At 33.5% G+C, this 22,670-nt stretch carries 20 protein-coding genes; 8 read left to right on the top strand and 12 right to left on the bottom strand.

The window, feature by feature from the left end; all coding sequences use genetic code 11:
• Positions 1-345: 345 nt before the first annotated feature.
• Complete coding sequence (locus NFRAN_RS08540; protein WP_134484593.1) at positions 346-1,170, top strand: alpha/beta fold hydrolase; 825 nt, start codon at positions 346-348, stop codon at positions 1,168-1,170.
• A gap of 163 nt (positions 1,171-1,333) precedes the next feature.
• Positions 1,334-1,573: a hypothetical protein gene (locus NFRAN_RS08535; RefSeq protein ID WP_134484592.1), complete on the top strand. Its 240-nt coding sequence runs from the start codon at positions 1,334-1,336 to the stop codon at positions 1,571-1,573.
• A gap of 207 nt (positions 1,574-1,780) precedes the next feature.
• Here NFRAN_RS08535 and NFRAN_RS08530 read toward each other — a convergent pair whose 3' ends face one another.
• A complete protein-coding gene (locus tag NFRAN_RS08530) occupies positions 1,781-2,353 on the bottom strand; it encodes an NAD(P)H-dependent oxidoreductase (RefSeq protein WP_134484591.1) in 573 nt (190 codons plus the stop codon).
• A gap of 265 nt (positions 2,354-2,618) precedes the next feature.
• Between NFRAN_RS08530 and NFRAN_RS08525 the strand changes: the two genes are divergently transcribed.
• Positions 2,619-3,212 carry a hemerythrin domain-containing protein gene (locus NFRAN_RS08525; protein WP_172602225.1) on the top strand — a complete coding sequence of 198 codons (594 nt, stop codon included), beginning with the start codon at positions 2,619-2,621 and terminating at the stop codon, positions 3,210-3,212.
• 140 nt (positions 3,213-3,352) lie between these two features.
• Here the strand turns inward: NFRAN_RS08525 and NFRAN_RS08520 are convergent, their stop codons facing one another.
• Positions 3,353-3,649, bottom strand: coding sequence for an antibiotic biosynthesis monooxygenase family protein (locus tag NFRAN_RS08520; RefSeq protein ID WP_134484589.1), 297 nt, complete (start codon positions 3,647-3,649; stop codon positions 3,353-3,355).
• A gap of 48 nt (positions 3,650-3,697) precedes the next feature.
• A complete protein-coding gene (locus NFRAN_RS08515) occupies positions 3,698-4,240 on the bottom strand; it encodes a 4Fe-4S dicluster domain-containing protein (RefSeq protein WP_134484588.1) in 543 nt (180 codons plus the stop codon).
• A 759-nt stretch (positions 4,241-4,999) separates the two neighbouring features.
• On the opposite strand from NFRAN_RS08515, the gene NFRAN_RS08510 reads away from it, so the two are divergent.
• Positions 5,000-6,055, top strand: a complete 1,056-nt coding sequence (locus NFRAN_RS08510) for a multicopper oxidase domain-containing protein (RefSeq protein ID WP_134484587.1) — start codon at positions 5,000-5,002, stop codon at positions 6,053-6,055.
• On the top strand, positions 6,036-8,873 hold the full coding sequence (locus NFRAN_RS08505) for a multicopper oxidase domain-containing protein (RefSeq protein WP_197731161.1): 2,838 nt from the start codon (positions 6,036-6,038) through the stop codon (positions 8,871-8,873). The genes NFRAN_RS08510 and NFRAN_RS08505 overlap by 20 nt, the downstream gene beginning before the upstream one ends.
• A 447-nt stretch (positions 8,874-9,320) precedes the next feature.
• On the opposite strand, the gene NFRAN_RS08500 is transcribed toward NFRAN_RS08505, so the two are convergent.
• Together NFRAN_RS08500 and NFRAN_RS08495 are read right to left on the bottom strand one after the other, a co-directional pair.
• Positions 9,321-9,869, bottom strand: a complete 549-nt coding sequence (locus NFRAN_RS08500) for a MarC family protein (RefSeq protein WP_269472345.1) — start codon at positions 9,867-9,869, stop codon at positions 9,321-9,323.
• A gap of 510 nt (positions 9,870-10,379) precedes the next feature.
• Positions 10,380-10,718, bottom strand: coding sequence for a hypothetical protein (locus NFRAN_RS08495; protein WP_134484585.1), 339 nt, complete (start codon positions 10,716-10,718; stop codon positions 10,380-10,382).
• Positions 10,719-12,065: 1,347 nt separating this feature from the next.
• On the opposite strand from NFRAN_RS08495, the gene NFRAN_RS08490 reads away from it, so the two are divergent.
• The 3 genes from NFRAN_RS08490 (at position 12,066) to NFRAN_RS08480 (ending at position 13,607) form a co-directional block, all read left to right on the top strand.
• Entirely contained in the window at positions 12,066-12,245 is a 180-nt protein-coding gene (locus NFRAN_RS08490) for a hypothetical protein (RefSeq protein WP_134484584.1), read from the top strand.
• 63 nt (positions 12,246-12,308) lie between these two features.
• Positions 12,309-12,932 (top strand): hypothetical protein, encoded by a 624-nt coding sequence (locus NFRAN_RS08485; RefSeq protein ID WP_134484583.1) that lies wholly within the window; start codon positions 12,309-12,311, stop codon positions 12,930-12,932.
• Between the two features lie 93 nt (positions 12,933-13,025).
• Positions 13,026-13,607 carry a HAMP domain-containing histidine kinase gene (locus NFRAN_RS08480; RefSeq protein WP_134484582.1) on the top strand — a complete coding sequence of 194 codons (582 nt, stop codon included), beginning with the start codon at positions 13,026-13,028 and terminating at the stop codon, positions 13,605-13,607.
• Positions 13,608-14,096: 489 nt separating this feature from the next.
• On the opposite strand, the gene NFRAN_RS08475 is transcribed toward NFRAN_RS08480, so the two are convergent.
• The 7 genes from NFRAN_RS08475 to NFRAN_RS08445 all read right to left on the bottom strand — a co-directional run bounded on the left by NFRAN_RS08475 (position 14,097) and on the right by NFRAN_RS08445 (position 22,558).
• The gene (locus tag NFRAN_RS08475) at positions 14,097-14,546 is read right to left on the bottom strand and encodes a hypothetical protein (protein ID WP_134484581.1); all 450 of its coding nucleotides are present in this window, start codon (positions 14,544-14,546) and stop codon (positions 14,097-14,099) included.
• Between the two features lie 330 nt (positions 14,547-14,876).
• Positions 14,877-15,962, bottom strand: coding sequence for a helix-turn-helix domain-containing protein (locus NFRAN_RS08470; RefSeq protein WP_134484580.1), 1,086 nt, complete (start codon positions 15,960-15,962; stop codon positions 14,877-14,879).
• Between the two features lie 649 nt (positions 15,963-16,611).
• Positions 16,612-17,328: a hypothetical protein gene (locus tag NFRAN_RS08465; protein WP_134484579.1), complete on the bottom strand. Its 717-nt coding sequence runs from the start codon at positions 17,326-17,328 to the stop codon at positions 16,612-16,614.
• Between the two features lie 1,348 nt (positions 17,329-18,676).
• Positions 18,677-19,741, bottom strand: coding sequence for a tetratricopeptide repeat protein (locus NFRAN_RS08460; RefSeq protein ID WP_134484578.1), 1,065 nt, complete (start codon positions 19,739-19,741; stop codon positions 18,677-18,679).
• Between the two features lie 57 nt (positions 19,742-19,798).
• The gene (locus NFRAN_RS08455) at positions 19,799-20,158 is read right to left on the bottom strand and encodes a hypothetical protein (RefSeq protein WP_134484577.1); all 360 of its coding nucleotides are present in this window, start codon (positions 20,156-20,158) and stop codon (positions 19,799-19,801) included.
• Entirely contained in the window at positions 20,155-20,424 is a 270-nt protein-coding gene (locus NFRAN_RS08450) for a hypothetical protein (RefSeq protein ID WP_134484576.1), read from the bottom strand. The genes NFRAN_RS08455 and NFRAN_RS08450 overlap by 4 nt, the downstream gene beginning before the upstream one ends.
• Positions 20,425-21,208: 784 nt before the next feature.
• On the bottom strand, positions 21,209-22,558 hold the full coding sequence (locus NFRAN_RS08445; RefSeq protein WP_134484575.1) for a glycosyltransferase: 1,350 nt from the start codon (positions 22,556-22,558) through the stop codon (positions 21,209-21,211).
• Between the last annotated feature and the right edge of the window lie 112 nt (positions 22,559-22,670).

Raw genomic sequence — 22,670 nt, 5'->3', positions numbered from 1 at the left:
GGAATGGATATATTCACTCTTGTCATAGTCATCTGAATATCCGGCAACGTCTCATAAGAAAAGAGCTAAAGTGATCACCTTATGTATTGGATTTAGAACAAGTATAATTCCCTTTTCAGCTATTGGTCCAACAGTGCTATAAAATGAATAATTTATTGGAAAATAGTAATTTATCGACAAATAATCCAAAAGTAGGTCGTGAACCTAAACTAGATATTTCATATTTTTACCAAAATAACCTATAATAATTTATTGTTTTATCTTTCTTTGCATAAGACTTTGATCTTTGTAATGATAACAAGTTAGATATACAGAGCTTATAACCTATAAAATGCCTAAAACAATATGTTATCAAACAACAAGACAAAAAAAAGCTATAAGTTTACGACGCTTATTACTCTCGTCATTGCGATAATGGTTGGTACAGTATTTTTTGTTTATTCAGCACATGGTCAACAAGCCAGTACATCAAATACTGATATTGTTACTGACGAAGAAAATATGAATGTATCATCCCCACTTCCTGTTCTACTAATACATGGTTATATGACAGATGCTTCGGTGTGGAAAAAGTGGGAAGACCGGCTAAAGAAAGACAACATTCCAGTCTTTCCAATTACATTCAAACAATCAGATGATAAATGCGGATCTGCCACAGATCATGCACATGAACTATCTGTTCAAATCGGAGACATAAAGGATAAAACAGGTCAGAAAAAGGTTAACATAATAGGGCATAGCAAAGGTGGCCTCGACGCTAGAGTATATCTAGCCAATAACACACAGGATGTAGCAAACCTAATAATGATTGGAACCCCAAATTCAGGTTCTCCGCTAGCACAAAATAACGAAATATGTACTCCAGCCGTGTACGACTTGAGGCCAGGATCCCCAAGTACAGTAGTAGAGCAGAACCAATTTACTAATTATTACACTATTTCTGGAGACTGGAAACCGGGAACAGGAAACTGTGATCTTTCAACGTTTTATACAACCCATGAGATAGGATATAATATGCTTCCAAAGCCTAATGATGGAATGGTCTCGTTATCAAGCGTTGAGTCACTAGATTATGCAGAAAACCTTGGAAACAGCAACAGTTGCCATTCCAACTTATTGGGCGAGTATGAATATGATTTAGCCAAGGAAATACTTTTGAGAGGTTACTGATCTTTCTTTTTGAAACTTTGCAAGAAAGGACAATCTACAATGCAGTGTAAATTATTTATGAGGCATATTAGACAGTCTTTGATATCAAGAATTACTTAGAAATGGAATCATATTATTAAGCATTTTGGTGCATATATTTAAAGTAGAGAGAACACAAATATTCATGAGTACTAATAATATCAATTGGACAGAAGTTGTAAAAAAGGAAGCCAGAGGTTTGAATGATGCAGACCTTGGAGAAGTTCAAGAAATACAACAAGAATTTGTAATTACCAAAGCCGGTATAGTTGACAAAGAAGTATACTCTATTCCAAAAAACCTGGCGGAGAGATATGATGGTCATAATTTATGGTTTAATGTATCTAAAGAAGATGCAGAAAATCTATACAAGATAAAAGATTAAGAAAAACAAATACAAATTCTTATTTTTTTAATAACTATTAAAGTAAACTCGATTTATTGCAATAACATAGAGTTTGATCGTTTTCTTTCTATTGAAATTTATAATTCAAAGGTTTGAAGCATCTCTGCTTTATTATTACTAATACAACTACAAAATCAATAAATTTATTACAAAACAGTTGTTTTTTCCTTTAAAAGGCAAATAAAATCAAGATTGGACTTTTTTATTTTTCAGCAGTATGGCCCAATCTACAAGATTACTAATTAACATACCTATCAGTTTTTTCGAATTTTCATCCATTAGATTCCCATTGGAGTCAAATTTATCTGCTGCAAAGTTGACCATAACTTCGGGTCTATTAATTGGATACATATTCAGAAAGACAAAGATTTGACGCAGGTGATACTGTGCCCTCGATCCTCCCAACATCCCTACAGAGGCACTCATTATTGCGACCGGTTTACCGTCAAAAGGATTGTCCCCATATGGTCTTGAAGCAGAATCAATAGCATTTTTTAACACACCGGGTATGGAATAATTGTATTCCGGAGTACTAATCAAAATTGCATCTGCATTACGTATTTTGGATTTGAATTCTCGCACCTTATCGGGCATGTTTTTCTCTGTGTCTTGATTGAATGGAGGAATGCCAGCAAGTTCAAAAATTTCTAGGGTTGAATTATCCGGGACAAGACTAACGGCATTGTGCAAAAGTGCTTTATTGAAGGATTCTTTCCTTAGGCTTCCAGCGAATCCTAGTATCTTTATTTTATCATTCATGCTCATATTTATAAGACAATGTTTATACTTTATAATGATCAGTTAACTTGTTATTACCATTTTTGAATAAAAATGAGATTTCGAAATCCAGGTTAGAATACTTTCACCACTTTGAGTAATTTCAAGGATTGGTGATTATAGTACATATAGGCACCTTCTAATAATACACAAAACAGTTAAATCGATTTTTGAACAAGCAAAAATCAAGATAATTCGATTACATGAAATAAAGATAAAAGTATCATTAATTAGTTATATTATTGCTTTGAGTTCTACTACAAATCTAAAAAACGATCATATTACAATAAGAAGAGTAAGAAATATTGCACAAAAATGTTCAGATAATTTGTATTCAAATAGAGAAGTTCCCTTAGAGCATATTGAAATTATTTCTGTAATCATAGAAGAGTTTGTAGATAACTTTCATCACGGAAAGGAAGAAAAAGCCTACTTCCCCGAAACAAAGGGAAAAGATGATTTTGCAGAAGATATTCGCAAGTTTTTGATTGAACATGAGTTAGGAAGGAGGATAGCGAATATGCTAAGAAGAGAAATAAAGGTTTTAAAGGAAAGTCGTATTAAAAATCGAAACAAAACGTTACCAAACACTGATGAATCCAAACTAAAAGAGCCAGTAGCGAGGTTCCTAAAATCATATGCTGTTTTTATAGACGACCACACAGGGAAAGAGGATAAATTCTTTAATTTGATAGAAGCTAGCAAATCTCTATCCTTAGATGAGGATAAGCGGCTGCTAGAACACTATGAAGTATGCAAAAACCAGGTAGGTGGAGAAATAAGGATTCAGGAAATGCTTAAACTAATAGACTATTTAGAAGAACAAGAATGGATGAAATAATTGTAGCATTTATGGCTAATTTGTTATTATAGACAATAATATCTATTTTTTTGATAACTACACATTTATCGTGCAAATTTAATCGACCAACTCAGAAATAATGTCTGCAAGAGTTTTAATATTTAATCTGGAATTTACAATCATGATATTGTGTTTATCACCTCAAAGATTTCTGGTTTAGGCATACCGTTCAATAACAGAGAAGCTTTTTTATGAATCAATTTGTGTACGTCACTAGAATGCATAGCCTTAAAGGCATCAAAGGAATCAAATTCGACTATTGCAAAGTAATTTCCGGTTCTGTCTTTTACAAGTCTTCTTGAAATTAATCCGGGTGTTCCTTTTAGGAGTTGATTTGACCAGTTAAACCATTTTTCAAATTCCTCTTCCTTACCCTGATATACTGCTGGAAATTTTCCTAATACTATAATCATCATGTATGATACCTATCTACTTATTTGAGTGTGGTTTTAAACGTTCAATTTTCAATGACTATGTGGAGGAGGGGTACTTCCTTTGGACAAAGCTTCATTAAAAGTGCCAGATTCTCTTTCATGGTACTCCAAATTTGATTGATCTACTTTAATGGCTTGAGGAGGGCAGACTGATACACAGGCCATACACCATATACAATCATGTTCTCTAATGGGATCCGACTTGTCAGTATAATCTGCTCGACCTTCTCTATCGTGGTTTTCACCTGTCCCAGCACTAGTTATATTCACCATTTCGCTTGCAGGAACATCATTTTCCGTTCTATACCATTGAAACACTTGTACCGGACATGCCTCTATGCAAGCTCCATCTGCTATGCAAGAGTCCCAATCTACTGCTACCATTGTTCCATGTATACCCAAAGGAACATATTCTTCTCCTCGAGCCTTGTATGCATCTTGTACAACTTTGTTTGTTGATGATTCTGCATCGGATCTTCCTGGCCCCCAGACGAAATGATAATGTTCGGTATCGGAGTGAAGATGTTTACCTACTGGTTTATGGTTTTTTGGAAACTCTGGATCTATTGGCATATGTGTTCTTCTCATTTTCTATAAAAATAAACATGATGTTTATTTTGCAAACGCATGCAAGCATTACAATCTATTATGGCAGGTGTATATGTGAAATGAAAATTTTGTCATAATCAACATTTTCAATCAAATTATTTTAGTTGCAGTTTTGATTTCGTGATAAAAATTATCCAAGACATAGACCGTAAAATTAATGGATGATGGGATATACTTCACGACCTTTGACTTTTGATTTTTAATGAAGAGTACAAGTGCACAAACAAACACACCAAATCATATCCCATCAACCATGCATCAATGTCGGAATGTTTTTGCCTAAACTAATAGGCCGGTATTTGTAACATGGTAAGTCGGTACTTGCCTAAAGGTTTGCTCAAGATGACGTGCAGGCAGGTATACTAATTTAGTACTAGACTTATAATAAGGTTTCTAAACAAAGGATTGCAATTTAAGCATTCGCAATCTTTTGTGGTCATTATGAATGGATCAAGAGTACACATTGTATTTGCAACATAATCTTTTTAATTACCAAAATCATTTCATTATCTATTTAAGAATTGGTTACTTAAGTATGTATCACTAATTTATATTCTGATAATCCGGTCTAAAAGCGTATTATAAATATCAAATATTTGCTATGCAATAGTATCATTATAAATAAAAAGCCTATCTATGCAAAAAATTGCAAGAGATTACATATATTTGCATTCAATACCGATCTATTATATAACACTGTTTTATTAATTAGTCGATCAACCTATGAAAATGTACAAGTTACCTAAATTTGAGCACATACTTACAGCATTTACTGTTGGTTTGATAATTTCAAGTTTCTTACCAAGTAGTATTGTAAGTGTGCTCGCTCAATCTAATTCAAAGGTAAAGCAAGAAGATCATCCCAAGTCACATGAGATTGAAATTGGGGTGGCTGAACTAAGCTCAGATCGAATTGCATACAAGATGAATAATTATTTAATCAGAGATCTAATAAATAATAACACCGTTGACATAACATCAAAATATGAGGACAAACCCACCATCCCTGGACCAACTATTGTTGTTAATGAGGGAGATAAAGTAAAAATTACTCTCGTAAATGAGATGGGGTGGGGATATCCTAGCGTCCATACCCATGGTGCCCATTACAAAATAACCAGTGATGGAACATTAAAAGATCTGAATAAGGTTTCTGATCAGGCTGCCTCACCTACGAATCCATATACTTATGAATGGGACGCTGCGAATGGTACTGCTGGTTCATGGCCATTTCATGATCACACCATAGGAAGAAATGCTTTAGGAAAAAGTATGGATGGACTTGAGACTGTAGGTCTTTTTTCAAGTATCATAATAAATCCGTCAAGTGACAGAATACCTGCATTAGTAGACGGTATTCCCAAAAATGTGAGCACAAGTGACATTGACAAAGACTTTATCTTGTTCGTCAATGATGATGTAATTTGGGGTTCTGAAATTGATTACACCAAGGGCGGAAAGCACTCAAATCTCGGTGTGAATCCAACTTTAACTACCAACAAAGACAGCATTGTTCGATTCAATATCCAATCTATAGGTAACGACTTTCATAATTTTACCATTGACGGTATTAAATGGTTAAAGCCTGGAACCAATAAGGTTATCAATTCGCATGTGATTGGACCGCTTGCAAATCACGTTTTTACTATTAAGGCAGATAGAAATGGTACATACTATGACAATTCAGAGATAAACTTACTTGGGGGCATGAAGGGGAATTTTTCAGTTATCAGCCTAAATAGCACAGTAGGTGATAACCGTGAACAAGCAAAAATCTAAAGGAGGAAGATTGATCAACATGAATACAAGGAAAAATCTGCTAACCACCAAATTCTTTCTCTCGACAACAATGGCTATACTGCTGCTTGCCCCTATCCTAATACCCTCTGGGGTAGTTAAGGGCATAGAACCACTTACATCAGTAGGTCAAACAAATAAAAATGATGACAAGGTTTTCGATACTTTATCATCAAATATCACTAATAGTGATGGAAGCAACATAACCAAAAATAATCTAAATACTCATAATATAGTTCTCAAAGAAGAACTGTTACCCGATGGCGAACCAGCATATAAGATGGTTCAGCATCTGATTGATGGTGGCAATGGTACAAGATTAAATGTTACAAGTAGCTATAGCCCACTTGCCACTATCCCAGGACCGGCCATTGTGATAAATGAGGGTGATAGCGCTCATGTGATCATCAATCATCTAGACGGAAATACCACCAGAGAAAACTTTGTCGCATCTAATCCTGGAACTTTTGTATATCAGGACGATGAGTTAGGGGACAGAGGACTTTATGGTGTAGTGATAGTAAATCCGCAAGACAAGATGATTGAAGCCTTAGTAAATGGAAAAATTACTTCAATTTCTCTTAACGAACTGGATAAAGAAGTTCTATTGTTTATGGTAGGGTCTGCGTTTTGGGGATTAGAAATTGGTAGCAATGGTACCCAAACTCCATTATGGACAAACCCGGTACCAGTAGCAGAAGAAGATCAAAAGATCCGTTTCCACGTAGTTGGCATTGGTCCATCGTCAAACCCCAATGGTCACTCTCATACATTCCATTTGCATGCCCACAGATGGGTTGATCCAGGTACTAGTAATATTATTGATGTAAAAGAGATACATCCAGGTACCAGTCACGTATTTGTCGTAGATGCAGGAGACGGAGTGGGTCCTGGCGACTGGCAATTCCATTGTCATGTCTTTTCGCACATGGAAGCAGGCATGATGTCTACATTTAAAGTACTTCCTGCAAAAGCATCACAAGAGAATATCTCTTCCGAAAACAGGTCAGGTGAGCAAAAAAGCATACCGGGAGCATCACCTTACAAGAATTTTGCATCCTTCTCAATTAGCGATGAACCGGGTAAGTGGTTTGCAAACCTTAAAGGAGACATATCAAACACAGGTAGCGAATCTTTGGCGGTGATCAATAAATCTGGTACGGTTTACTTTATGATGGATAGCACAAATGGCGTGCATACCGTATCAAGCATCATTCATCCCAAGAACGCCAGCAATATGCCATTTAGTCAAATGATGGCCTATAAGGGAGGAGCAATAGTCAAATTAGTCGAACCGGGATTATACGTATTCGCATGTAGTCTTCACCCCTTCATGCTTGCCGCAGTTATTGTTGACGATCCAGATACAGAGGGATTGGACTTGGGTGAAGAACTCACTTTAGTAAATGGAGCTACTATTCCTACAAATAGTGAGTTAGCCCTAAAGTTATTAAGGACATTTTTTGTTGCAACTTCTCCATCAAACTGGCAGGATTATACAAATGTCTCCCAACCATGGTATGTTTCCTATCCAAACGTAGATGCGAGAGTTACGAATGGAACTGTTGTCAATGTCAAGGACGTGTTAGAGGATACTTTCGGTCAAAATATTACGCTGACTCCACTATCAAACCCATCGATTCCCGCAGTTGGAGAAATATGGATTGATACACAATTTGAGAAAACCGCTGGCAAGACAAAACCAGGAACCGCTACTGCAATTAACGGCACCACATGGAAGGTAAGTAAGAAGGTTTCACTCCCCGAGATCAACATGAATAATCCTCATAACATGTGGACAGACAAGAATCAAGACCTCATTTACCAAACTCAGTGGTTTGATAACAGAACAACCATCTTTGATCGCACAACAGGAAAACTCGTAAAGGATGTACAGGTAGGAGATGATCCATCTCATGTAATGACCGGAACTAAAACAGACGAACTATATATCGCGTTAAACGGAGAAGACGGAGTTACTGTAGTTTCGCCAAATCCAGAATTCAACCTTACGGATTTTATCTTGCTACAACCTCCAGCCTCACCTTCAACCCATCCTCATGGTCACTGGATGAGTTCGGATGACAGATACATGGTAACTCCAGACGCACTTACTGGGACCACAACCATATATGACATGATGCAAGATAAAATAATTGGAAAAGTAAAAACCGGAGTATCTCCAGTAGCAGTTGGAATGATACCAGATGGCAGTAAGTCATACGTTGCTGACTTTTTTGATAGCACTTTGAGTGTCATAAATACTACCAATGCAAGTCTAATAAAACAGATTGATTTGCTTGCAAATTATGATCCAATAACAGGTAATACAACAGGACCTACTGGTTTCCTTCCAATACAAACTCCGGTCAGTCCAGATGGCCAGTACATGGTAACAGCAAATACCGGCGGTACAATCACAATACTGGATACTGAAACTGACCAAATAGTAAAAGAATTACCATGCGATCCTGGATGTCATGGAGTTAATTTCGGTGCAAAGAAGGGAGGTGGATACTACGCATATGTTTCCAGTACATTTTCAAATGAGGCCATAGTAGTAGACGGCGATCCAAACAATGATGGTAATCCTACAGATGCAATGATTGCAGGAAAGGTTTTACTTGTGGCATCAAACGATACCAAAACGGATGACAAAATATCAGGGTTGGAAGGAACAGGGGGACAAGGTGTGTTGGCGATACCCAATGTTTACAATGGCTGGGTGCAAAACCTTCCAGATCATTGGAAGAGTCTATTAACCGAGAAGCAACAGAACCCACTATCAGCAGAGGGATGATCAATCAAGACAGACAATCGATATACAACATTTTTTTTCTTTCTAATAACTTATTATTCAACAAAAATGAAGTATTTTGACTAGAACTCGGTAACTTTTTCTTCTGATATTTTAGTCTAAAGTTTTGAAACAACTTTTGTAATAGTTTTTAATTTACCCTCACCATCATTAATCTCATGTTCATGTAATTACCAGATACATATTGAATTGTAATAAAATAGAAATAGTAATTTACTTATATAAGTTACCAAGATTATCATCTAAACTGATCCTATATCTGGTTTATATGTATGAAGGATATAATCTTGTCCGGATAATTCAAATAAACACATATTCGCTACAAACACAAAAAAAATGCTCCTTTCAGTTGTATTATAGTTACAAGATGTCAGTGTCAGCTCAAATTTCATGCTGATGATAGCCATTATTATAAAATGCATATTTAGGTTACATTGTTTTCAACCCATCCACTACGTACTGTACAGCAATTGCTGCGACCAGAACCGCTAGAATCCTAGTAATGATCAATGAACCACGTCTGCCAAGTATCCGATATATCGATCCGGTTAGAAAGAATATCACACAAGTAATCCCAATCACAATCGCGATTGAAAGTAATGTTACCATTAACCCTGATGTTTGGAAAGACAATATCACAGTTGTTATAGCACCTGGACCAGCCAGTAGGGGAAATGCTAACGGAACTACACCAGATTCATCAGAAATAGTTCCCCCAAATCTCCAGCCACCATGAGTTAACAGTTCTATAGAAACCACAAAAAGAAGTATTCCACCAGCAATCATGAAGCTTGATAGTGTTATCCCAAATATGGACAGAATTTGCGTTCCTGCAATGGCAAAGATCATTAATAAACCCCCTGCAGTAATAACGGTGGTTTTTACTATACTATTTCGTTCTTTTTCTTGCATTTTATGAGTAATACTTACAAATAATGGTATGGTACCTATCGGATTAATTACAGCAAAAAGAGATATAGTGGCTTGGCTTTTAAAAGGCCATCTCCAGAGATATTCATGAATAAAATAAAATCATATAATGTTACAGCACCTATATCGAATACCATTACACTTATTTGAATTTATACTATTAATATTAGTGGGTTAACGATTTTATTATTATACCACCAGTTGGATGAAATAAGATACCATGTTATTGAGAAGATTTATTAATTTCACAAAATTGTAGAATATCTCAATTCCAATTTAGTCAACAAGTTTCATAGATAGATTTAACCGAGTAAATCTCGTGTTTTTAAAATACATATTTGCGACACAACATTCCTACCATCTTCAATTATCTTTGGTTTACGGTTCAATGGTAACTTTATTGTTGTGCAAACACACTGTTTTATGAGGCGAAGGTATTGTAGATATGGAAGTGCTATGATATTTGTATTGATTTCATGAAATCAGTTTCGCAACTATTCGTGTACGTAAAGCTCTAGTCTTGGGACAAATTTGGAACTAATTATTACTTTGTTCTCATTAGTCAGATCTTCCTTCAGGGAAGGGATCTATTTTGGTCCAATCAGAGGAATTACTCTCATATTCTTCTATAGATTTGATTTCAAAATTTGGATCCATGGTTTGAGTTCGATTTCCAATTGTATTATTAAGTTCATTCTCTAGTCCAGGAGTAGTTCTAAGTTCTCCAGAGTATGCTCCCTGCATATTTTCTCCAGGTACGAAAGAAACATTAGAATTACTATCCGATTGGCCATCAAAGAGGTCCAATATTCCACCCTCCTCCGTATCTTGGGCATAAACAGCGTATGTTAATGGAATAAGAGCTAAAGTAATTATCATCAGAATACCTACTAGCATGATACATCTAGTATAACATATTTTATATACCATTATAATAAAATATGAAAAGTTGGTAGTAGGGGTTACTCTATATATTAGAGGTAACTATAAGGTGTTTCTGTCTCACAAAACGCTTACAAGTACAAAGTACTTGTCAGTATTTACTGAATATGACATATTATAATTATATACTTTTATTATCATCTCAGACAGATTTCGAAATATATCATCGTCTATTGACCGTTAAGAAACAACCGTATACAATGAATTAGATAAAAGAAAAAATATAAGATATTTCTAAATATAACAAACAATTACTTTATTTAGGATTTATTCTCTGATTTAAATAAGTATTGTTTATTCTGTCATATTGCTTTTATTGAATCTGGTTATTGATTTTGAAAAATAATAAATGCAACTTCATAGAAATTTCGCTTATTTACGATTATAGCTACACCTTTTACCACAGGTATTTTCGAGCTCTATATAGACACATAGCCATAAAAATACTTGACCAATATAAATTTAAATTCCTAAAATAAGGACACATTATATTTGAAATCTATAGGTTCTAGTAGAGTATTGGAAGATGTCATAAACTAATGATTCGAAAGATGAGGTTTTCAGTCTCACATCACCATTCTATCAGAATATTCTGTATTTACAAATAGTTCACGATAAATCTGCAAATCGAAAAGGCAAATGCATAACGATTGCTTATTCTCATGATATATTATGAGCATAAGTAATCAGCTTTTTTAATATTTTTCAATTTTCTGAACAAATTTGCCATATTTCTTTCATATATTATAACGTTATAAGATTTGACATTGTTAACAGTAATCTAATCTATACCTTGATGGACGCATTATTATCACAACATTTTCATTTGTGAGTTTGAAAATTCTTTTGTTGACCTTAGTTGATAAAATACCTTATTTTCCTATTCGTATAAACAATACAACACGATGAGCCTTTAGGATAAGCGTCATGAATATTATTATTGGACTATTCCTAGAATCAAATGTACAACCCAGGTTAATCTTGACCAAAACATATTAACTTTGATAAAATATTCTGGTTATTGGATTACAGTAAAAAGACTCCATTCTATCCATCGTTTTTATATCATCGATCTTAGCGGCAATATTTTCGTATAATTATTTTACACAAACGGCAAATCAAATTCGAGCTTGTTATAAATGATTTACAAATAAACATAGAACCGAACAAAGGTTACATAGATATTGACCTAAGAGAGAGTACTATCAGATTCCAAGAGAGAATCCAACTCCTTATATAAGCACTGTTATAGATTCTAATGATAATATACCTAGAATCTACATTTCATATCCTATTATAGGAATGAATCAAACGACCTCATCAGATTCACAACCCATCATCAATTCGACATCCTTTCAAGGAGTTATAGTTGCATCTATTGAAGCAAAAACTCTTGGAAATTATCTTGAAGGCCAAGTACATCCCAAATTCAACGGTGAGATAGCATTAATAAACAAAAACGGCTCCATAATATATTCATAGAATCAAACTTATATTGGCAGACATATCTTCGGTAACGACTTTCAACCTTATTTAAGATCGATTTTGAAAGATAGAGCTGGGGAATTTAATGATATAATAAATGAAGCACTAAATTCGGAAGGCGGTATGAGTGAATTTAATTTTGGGAATACAAGAACAATAATAGCATACGAACCAGTGATTGGACCAGGAATTAACAGAGATCCTCAATTCACAAATAGTATTGGAACTTTAATTATTACCATTCCTCATATCTTAGCTGATGATGTTGCGTTATTGATTGATAATCAACAGATAACCAATTTTCTCATAATCATATTAATTCTTGCTGTGACAGGAATCATTGCAATCATATTACTAAAATGGAATAATACACTGCAAGGAGTGGTCAAACAAAAAACAACTCAACTAAAAGAAACAGCGGATAAATTGAGAAAAACAAATGAGTACCTAACCCTCCAAGACAAGGCGCAAAAAGAATTTATCAATATTGCTGCTCATGAGTTAAGAACGCCTTCACAAGCGATAGGTGGAAATCTTGAGCTGATTGAAATGACTTGTCTTCCACCCCTTTTCGCAAGATCAGAAGAGCAAAAGCAAGACAGTTTTGATAAGGAATTTGACGAATTGGCTAAAGACAATAACAAACGACGACAATTCAAAGATAGCCTTGTTTCAACATATTGAAACTCACAGAGACTTGAGAAACTTGTAAATAATATTTTAGATATATCAAGAATTGAAAGTCAGAAATTTGATCTTCATAAAGAGTATTTTGATTTGAATGAGAAAATTCAAAACGTTTTAAAGGATATTAACAGTGGAAATATATTAAATCCTTTATTAAGTAACTTAAAAAACGTTAGAATCAATTTTGAATCTACGAAAGATCCAATAATGGTTTTTGCTGACAAGATAAGAATAGTCGAAGTTTTGACAAATCTAATAACAAATGCCATAAAATTTTCAGATGGCAAACCCATTACTATTACAGTCAAGAAGGTTCAGAAAAATGCTATAGACTATAAACATACACCTGTTGACAATAGAGTAGTCAAACCAACAACAACAAATGATGTTAAGGAAAACCAGGATGATGTAACGAATATGATGAAGTGGGTTATAGTATCAATAAGAGACAGATGGATGGGAATAGATGCTGATATTTTGCTGACTATTTACCAAATTTACTTCCAAATCAAGCCAAGGCACTGGCTTAGGGTTGTATATTTCAGAGCATCATCGAGGCACATGGCGGACAAATTTGGGTTCAAAATAATGAAAATGAAAAGGGTACAACCTTCGCATTTAGTTTGTCACTTTCTGAATGATAACCGTCCGTCCATATATGAAATGTCATGATACATATACAACATTATTGTGATCATTATCGACTATAGAATCTCAGCAGTCTCGAAGTTAAATATATTAACTGAATATACCTTCTAAAAATATTGATCGACTGCAAAAATTCACTTTAAGTTATGGTTCTATATACATAGGTTATGTCAAATAATACCTAAAATAACGTTATCTTCAAAAATCAAGTCTCCATATTAAGAACAATATTTTCACTATGTTTCTCATGGATCACGGAGCCTGATACCAATATCATCATAAGAGCATTAAATGCAATAAGATCGATGATTATAGAATTGCTTGCCATGTTAAGTTATTCTTGGATCCAAATAGAATTCTATAATTCTCTCATACCAAACAATATGTGAATTAATAAAAGAGCGCTCACAGTGTATGAATAATCAAACTGATCTTAGATATTGGATCTCCATAATCAGGCAGGTCGCTTCAAAAAAAAGATGGTAAATTTGCTTGAATGAATTATTCATTTCCTTATAATGACTCAAGACCCTGCTTTCTGTCAGTCAATTCATTTGTCTGGTCAACAAGAGTATTTGGATGCAGACTCTTGCTTTTTATCAAGGAATTTGAATTTTTTATTTTTCTCAATTTTTGTATAAATATTTTCCATTTGCAGAGATTGTTTTGCATGTTACCGAATTGTTTGTTGGAGTTACTTTGGTTAATGTTATTATTGTTCATGTGTTTTGAAAAGTACATCTCATTGTTGTCATAATTGTCATCATTTTGATTATCTAACACATTAGAAAAAGAATCAGTATCTATACACTCTGATACTAAGCTATTTAGTAAAATAATATCTATGTCGGTTACTCCGTTATTATGTAAATTTAAAAGAGAAACACTTGCCAAAGCCTGCAGTGTTAACGTGCTTTTATGCAATGGAATCTCTTCTTTTATCTTTATCTTTTCCGTTTTCAATTCCTCAATTATATTTTCGAATCCAACCTTGTCATCATATTTGGTCTTCTATATCCTTTAGAAATTTTTTTCCTACTTCTTCGGGTCTCATATGATTTGCAACCGCAATTTGTACAAGTGTTTGTCGTACTATTTTTAACTCCTTTAACCCAAAACCATAACCACATAGATCTTTGTAGGTACTAATTTCCTGAGTGCAAAAACATAATTGATTCTTAAGAATAGAAATCTGTCTTGATAAGTGGTCTCTTACTGATCTTTGTTCTTTGATGTCTTCTTGCAGAGATATTTTAGATTGCTTTAATGATTCTATATTTTTGTATTCTGATGTTATACGCCAAGGTTCGTAGTCGTAATGTTTAAAATCAAAAATTGCTTTACAAAATGGCTCATCTCGTTGTCAAGCTTTAATTTGTATTTAGCGTATAATTCCTGCTCTAGATTTTTATATTGTTCCAAATAACGAAATTTTTCTTCATACTTTCCTACGAGGTTTTGGATTTTCGATTCTATGTTGGCCCTTTGTTTAACCTGTTCTCGTATCTTGACTCTCACCTTTTCTTCTAACTCCAATAACTTGTTAATTTCAGCCTTCTTCCGATCAATAAAAAAAGATACCTTTGAAACAAGCGGTAGATCGAATTCATTGACACTCGGATCTTTTTGAACAGTTGAAATACTACTATATTCAGTATATGAGATTATGTAATTAGCTTGGTTGCTATTATCATCACCTTTATAGCTGTCCTTGTTACGTTCAGGCATATCTTCAAGTATTTGCTCATTTAAGTTTGGATACGAACCGAGAGAAGAATTCTTGACTGAAAAGAAGTCTAGTATGTCTCTTGTCCACTTGACTGCTATTGGGGGAGTTACCCTGTGAGTTTTGCATTCATTGTATAGTGTTTGCACAAAATATGAGACTGGATTTATGCCTAGTTTTGACTTTCCAAACATCTCGTCTTTTTTCTTTCTATATGTCTGAATATTTTTTCTACTATGGGGGATTATATCTAAAAGGGATTCTTTCTTTGAAATCAATTTTGACTCGTCTGGATGATAGAGACTGTGATTGCTATTACAACTGCTACCTTGACCATCGACGGCGGCAAATTCATTTCCTTCTGTTATCCAGTCATAAGGCTCTTCGGGAATTTCAAATTCTTTTAACATTTGTTGCGTTCTAAAACCCTCATTACAATCCTCTATGGTTATCCCTTTTTCTCTCAAGACTCGCATAAAGAATCTTACATCTTCTATATTTCCAGAAGAGACTTTCTTAAACCAGTCATGAACGATATTATAGACCGTTGTTTTGGAAACTGTACCAATTATCCTTGACACCTCTGCCATGGAGTATCCATGTAGATAAAGTCGAATTACTTCGTAATAGTTTTCTTTATCTATTTTTAACATGAGATCTATCTACTAAAATGCTTATAAAGCTTCTAACTATCATTCACCATATCGTTCAGATTAAAATTACGCTAGAATTAGAGTGTTTTGTACATGTTTTATTAGAGCGGGTTCAAACAAGTTGTAATTTTCACTTGTCTTCAGCTATATTAAAAACTCTATCTGGCAATAAGAAGGGCAATTATCAGTTCTCGAGAATGCCAGTTGGTAGTGGTGGCGTATAATTTCTAGAATCGGAATATGCATTCTCTATTAATAGAGTATTAACAAGGAATCAAGTAATCATGTTTACAAATAGTTTGATGTTGATTATGAGGTGTAACGAGAAATACAAAGTCAATACATTACTAAGCATTCAATCCTGAGATTTAAATTAAGATTCAGATAATACTTGCGATATCCATTATTTGATACCAGTTATACTCTATATTACTTATATGAAATCAATGTCTAGTAAGTGTTTATCAATATCTTTTGGATGCCTTCTATCTTACAACCTAACAGTTGAATATTACCTACAATATTGAAACCACATGTCAATTGGATTGAAATAAGCTAATGTGCTTAGCCTTTTTTGGTGCTTCTGTCTCAAATTACAATTGGATGATTCTTTCTACAACAAATGACAATAGTTGTGCTGTATAAAAAATTATTTGTAGTGAGTGATGCTGGTATGTTCCTTTAAATTTTGTCTAGAGTCAAAAATTTGTCCGCATGTTTCACAGGAAAATGTTGCCTTCACGTCTGTTGAATTTTCGTCTGAATTTCTTCCGCTATCTACTTTGAAACTACCTCTTCGATTAATCGATGATGATGATGATGATGTATCAAACGCATTTCTCCAAGAATTCATACTTGAAGATACTGCTTCATTGAAAATTGTATTGAAAGCTAAAGCGCTTTCTACGTAATTGTTTACTATCTTACCATATAATTCTAATATGTTATTGAAGTAGTCTTGGTTATTCTTAAATTGGTTCTGTGTGTTTTGAAAGTATGGGGTAAAGATCGATTGAAAGGGATCAGGAAATTGTTTCTGGATTTCTAGATGGCTTTCTCTGGTATCCTTTGATGCATGGTTCATTACTTTCCTAGTATTGTTGATAGTCGCTTGATTCGAATTAGGAGTATGATCCTCCGCTTCATTCGTACTTTTATTCATCAGTTTTTCTTTCTCATCTAGGAATTCAGTTACAGCTTGCGCAGATTCTTGTTCATCATATCTTTGAATGGAGGGTATGGGATTATTATTATTGCTGTTGTCATTCTGGCTAATGGATTTCTCGTTAAAGTCATTATTTTTACCTGGAATAATTTCTTTAATTATGGCGGACGATTCTGTTTCGTTTTCATTAATACTAGACATGATAATATCTTGCTAAACAAGTTATAAAAGACTAGTAGATTTCGAGATACTTGGAATCATTACCTTTTTAGTTTTTGACTTCGATCCAAATAAAACTTTTCAGTATTTATTTGTCAATGGCTTGGATCACTTTAAACTAGATTAAAAGGTCAATTTTATGAAACTGCAATATAAGTACGATGTCGATCGACCATGGACATTTTGTAATTAGTTGGGTAAATAGGATTTTGCTTATTATTAACTGCAATTCTTTTTACCGTTGTTATTTATCAATCAGATCACAGTCTTAGCTCGATATGAAGAATCATGTTCTATGGCTTGACTACCTGTATCGGTACCGATCTGAAATTGCAGGAGGCCATAAGCCATTACAAAATATCTATTGCTGGTTGATTTAATAATAACTGCTTTAGCATTCTCATCATATGGATATATGTAGTGGTATTAACTATATCTTCCCAAGAGGCTACGAAGTTCTTTATGAATAATCAATAATGAATAAGATTCGCAATTGGTCCAGATAAGGATCATTTTTCAAGACGGTAAACTGATAATACTCCATTAATTAAAGAAAAAAAATATGACCTATTCAAGATCTACTCTGATATTTCTTTATCTAATATTTTTAATAGTGATAACTATGATGATAAACCAAAAAGATAAAAATTAACATATTAACAGATGTGATTTGATTTCTTTGGCGGAAACAATAAATTAGCGAGTATAAACAAACACATATTTCGTCCATTTGAAAAAAGAGAGGTTATAAGAATACAAAGCAAGACAGTTTACACAGTTGATCCATTAACATTACTTTGTCAAAATCAAGTAACCAGTCAGGTCATTTAGTCATCATACTATTGAATAAATGATTGACACAAATCTGTATCATTTAGAATAGAGTATTTTCTATGTCTATAAACAAAGGCATGTTATTATTAAATTGAATCTATTTCTAAAACTCCCTTTTCCTGTATAGACATGTCTTATAGATTCCTCATCGGCAAACAAGGATCATGTATCTCAGGAATTCAATATTTTTAACATATAGCATTATGAATGCCAATAGGTTTTGCAAAGAACATAGTCTCAGGAATTGAAAAACTTAACATATATAATTACCCCACATTTATATTTAAGGCCTTTTAAATGATAAAATAAATATATGACAAAAATCAAAGGTTTGTTTTGAACAAAGTGATCGATCTCCTTCTTTCTTTATACCATGTTTAACATCAGAAAATAGAAGATAAATACAAACATATACATCAGTAGAAAAATAGAGAAAGGTAAAGGAAAGAGGAAGGTATTTTGCGCGTATTTTATTACCTCGCATCTTGATTACACTTTATCGAGATTTATTCTCGATATACTTTGCCACTTCTGTATGATTACCTAATTCGTTTAGAATTATTCTTTTGCCATATAAGGCATCCATGTTCTTTACATCATTCTCAAGTGCTTGGTTAAAGTATCGTAAGGCTTCTGAGTGATTACCAGATATACCCAGGGCAAATCCTTTTACAATTAGAGCATTGGTATTAATAGGATCTATTTCCAGTGCCTTATCAGCATATAGCGTGGCACCTGTAAAGTTTCGTAGTTTATACAAGTAGTCAGCTTTGCCAACTAGTGCAAATGTATTGTTATTGTTTATAGAAAGAGCCTTATTCAATAACTCAAGGGCTTTAGTTTGGTTACCCAAATGACCAACAGCTAAAGCTTTACCATAAAATGCATTAGCACTGTTAGAGTTGATCAAGGCTGCAAGATCAAAATATTTTATGGCTTCTTCATACTTACCTGATATATCCAATGCAAAACCAAGATTATTTAATGTCAGACTATTGTTCGGATCGATTTGTAACGCTTTCCTAAATGACTCTATTGCATTTTGATAGTTTCCTAGTCCATAGTGTGATACACCCCAATTAAAGAACGAACGATTACTTGAACTATAATTTAATGTCAATACCTTTTCAAAATTTTTAATGGCCTCTTCCTTGTTACCAGTATTATATAATACTACACCTTTGCTAGCTAGTGCGTCCATGTTATCAGGTTCGATTTCCAAAATTTTATCATAGATGTCAACAGCTTCTGTATGATTACCAAAATTATCAATGGTCAACCCTTTACCGTGTAATGCCTCAGTATTATTAGGCTCTGCAATCAATACCTTTTCAAAATAAGCTAAGGCTCCAGTATAGTTTCCAACATTATTCAGATATTTCGCTTTATTAATTAAATCGGGAGTATTGATGGTAATGGATGCCTCCTGTCCTAATGCGGTGGAGAATAAAAAAGGTAAACCAGAAAAACTGTTTGCAAAAAATACTAAAATACCTATCAGAAATGCAGACCATATAATACATACTGTAAAGGGAAAGGAATTTTGGAATAATTTATTCATCTGATCTCTCTATACGGATAACACATTAGATAAATATCCTGATATAACTTCAAGGGGTTACTGTAAGGGGTTATTTGTATGACCAACTATTTTATCCCCTTTGGCTATTGAACAACATATGCATTTTTGTTGAATACATAAATTAGATTCTGTATGTTCGCATATTGCACATAGACATTTCTTATCTATTTTTGATTTGATTCTTTGATTTTTAGTATTTATAAGATATAACCAATAAACAATGAGCGATATACCTGCCAGCATTATAACAAGTGACGGTACTACGGCGCGCAAAGTCAGTAACAATATACTAAATGCTATTACAACTATGCCTCCAATTAATGGCCATGTCACAGTACTACTTCTAGCAAGCAGACGATTATTTTTATCTTTCCTGCTACTATGGTTATCACTCATCTTTGTTCGCGAGTTTCCTCAATAGTAATGGTAGATGATTCATCTTCCTCATCGTAATTCATTCTTCTCTTCTTTCGAATCTTTCTCACTTCTTTTAGAATTTCCTTTAGTTTTTCTTCGGAAACCTTTGAGATTTTTGAATCACATTCGATTCCCTCTGCATCCAAAACCTGTTCAGTAAGTTCAATTATTTCATTTTTGTTATTTTTTTCTTCTTCGGTAAGCAAATCCAAGCTTAGGAATCGGATGTAGGCGAATTCGCTCATATCATTAATAACAGCAGGACTAACTAATAATATTAATCCTAGAAAATTAAGAATTAATTATGCCTTATTAACAGACACTCTATACATAAGATAACGTGTAATTTCATTATTGAATCTTATATTTCGAATTTAATGTCAGTATGTATTGGTCTCTCAATATAGTGTTAAAACCCCATCGTAAAACGGCTATTCGTTGTGCATAGTTTCGATAAATGCTACAAAAAATCATAAAGATGCATTATAACCCTATGCACAATACCATTTCAAATAACATGATAAATTCGTAACAAAACATCTCTCAATTTATAATTATACTTGAAGTTTATCACAAATAATTCAAATATCTTATTTAAACAGTAACGTACTCTATGATAAAAGAATAACTTCCTATATGTAGACATCTCTGTTAGTTTAAATATAATGGCCATAATTGAAATAAACTAATAGGTAACAACTAACTATCTATGATAAGATACCCAGATTGCTCACTGTTACTGATGATTCTAACGTGTCTTGAGAATACAATTTTAAAATAAACTCAAGGAAGAGATAAACTTATTTTAATTTGCTTTAGTTGATGCTTGAGTCTAAGATAATAGTTCTAAAGATTCATTACTAGAAAGACTATAAACCTAGTAAAACAATGTCATTAATATCTTACTTGTTTCGTTGAATGCCATATTTATCTTTAGATATGTCAAAACTACAAGTATCGAATTCTCATGAAATGTTATCTTATGTTGTAACAAAAAGTTTGAAATCTGATCATATAACATATGAAAGCCTATTTATGAGAACTTAACCTGAGATTAGATTGAACATATAGCATTCGACTAACAATCAACTGAAATTGTCTCTTGTAGTTTGTCTCTGAAAAATTCTTGGCAATGTCTCTCATCTTGATACTTTCTTTTATCATCTCTTCTTTTGACATATTTGTTAGTAGTTGTGATACTATTTGGCTTGCATCTTCTAACGACTTGTATTGATATTCAACAGGAACGAATTCTGATTGTCCGCCTACGGTAGGTACAATGGGAATTAATCCAGCACTCATAGCCTCTACAATCGACATTCCAAAATGCTCTCCTTCTCTAGGATGAAAGAAGATTTTGCTTTTTTTCATCAGCTCAATTAGTTCTTCAAAACTTACATCTGTATGCAATTTCACAGTATCTGATAGATCAAGTTTTGATATTAACTGGAGTAGATCATGGTAATAATCCTGATAAAAAGGTTCTAAACTCCCTGCTATGTTTAGCTTGGTCTTAATTTTTCTTTCTTTTAATATCTTTGCAAGATAAATGGCGTTCTCAATTCTTTTACTTGGTTCGATTCTACAGATGACTAGGATGCCATTTTCATCGCTGTAATTTACTTGTGATGATAATGATGAATCAAAACGCTGTTCTATTTTTATTTTTGAAATGATTGTGTCTACGTCTACTGGTGGGCTTAGGACAAGAATATCGTTATTTGTACCGTATTCTTTTTGTATGGCAGCTTTGCTGTAATTAGAGTTTGTCATCAAAAAGGAGTTTCTGATCATAGAATCAAAAGCTTTCTTGACCCATATTGCATATTGATTTCTATAATCACTGTGACTCATAATACTAGTCTCAGTTCCTGATGATTCAACTATTTGTGACATTAGTTGACTAGAATTCCCGAAAGATATTATGGGGTTTGATGTATCTTGATTAGATACAGAAATAGACGGCAGTCGATCGATTTTAAGATGATAAGACAAATAATCAAGATTGTTATTTTCTAAAAATAACTTGGCAGATGGATAGTGACAATAGACAATCATGTTGTTAGCATTCAATGACGAATGGAAATATGGATCTAAATCACCATGAGTATTAATAATCAAATCATAATTATCTTGTTGTAATGTTTGACGTATGCTTTGTTCGTCAAACATACTCAAAAGATTAATTTTTTTAATTTTCTTTGCAATGGATGCCAAATCATTTCCATATGCATTTTCTAATTTGGATAAATTCGGTTGCTCTAGCGTCGTTAAGTCTATTTCTAGTCCCATCTCGTACACTGCCTTCATGGTAACTAATGTGAAACGTTCACCGCCCCCGCAGGGATTTAAATTTGAATAAATAAAATTTGCTCTCAATTATTTCATATTCATTTGTTCATAAAATCTTATAACGATCATACCAAGGAATTTCCCTTCTTGGGATTTAAATAAAGATCATAGTTCACTCTATTGGTTACAATTATTTATT

This window comes from Candidatus Nitrosocosmicus franklandus (assembly GCF_900696045.1).
Classification (GTDB): domain Archaea; phylum Thermoproteota; class Nitrososphaeria; order Nitrososphaerales; family Nitrososphaeraceae; genus Nitrosocosmicus; species Nitrosocosmicus franklandus_A.
Note: the sequence above shows the minus strand (reverse complement) of the source record. Positions and strands in the feature narration are given on the sequence as shown.